Raw genomic sequence first — 583 nt, 5'->3', positions numbered from 1 at the left:
GATGTAAGACTTTGCCATATAGCTCCAGTTAAAGGGGGGAATTCAATAGGGCTATTTCACTACCTAAACTTATTTTATGGTGGAACTTATCAAAATAGAAAATTTGGTAAGCGCTATTTTTCAGGGGGATTATCAATAACTAAAGACGAGATAGTTAAAAAATGGCTAGTTAAAGATGGGATGTTGAACAATGACATACTTATCATGATTGAAAAATACCTAAAGGACGTAATCCCTAAATATCTTGAAGTAGCGCCAGTTAGAAAGTCAAAAAAAGTGCAGATTATTACTAAGATAACTAGTCTGGATTCATCAAGAGAATTTGATGAGCTAATGCAGTACAGCTATAAAAGGCTAACAGCCGACTGGGCTAAAATCAGCAGAACACAACCGCCAACGCTTAACATTAGTAATGAGTCGAAATATATCGTATACATGGATAGCCTAACAAGGTTTATATCTTATGGTGGTGAAATGGTTGCGATTTTAAAAAAGTTAAGAAAACTAATGGTGATAGCTTACATGGCTCTTGAGAGAACGTGGCAAAGCACCACGTACAATAAATATTTTTACGTTAAATATG

Annotated in this window: 1 pseudogene; it reads left to right on the top strand. The window is 34.8% G+C overall.

The features are described 5' to 3' along the window. Positions 1-583 (top strand): annotated as a pseudogene (locus GHN92_RS23970) (hypothetical protein); the annotation flags it as partial.

The sequence above is a fragment of the Pseudomonas sp. FSL R10-2964 genome (genome assembly GCF_009600035.1).
GTDB classification, from domain to species: Bacteria; Pseudomonadota; Gammaproteobacteria; order Pseudomonadales; family Pseudomonadaceae; genus Aquipseudomonas; species Aquipseudomonas bubulae.
This window is presented reverse-complemented; position numbering and strand designations above follow the sequence as displayed.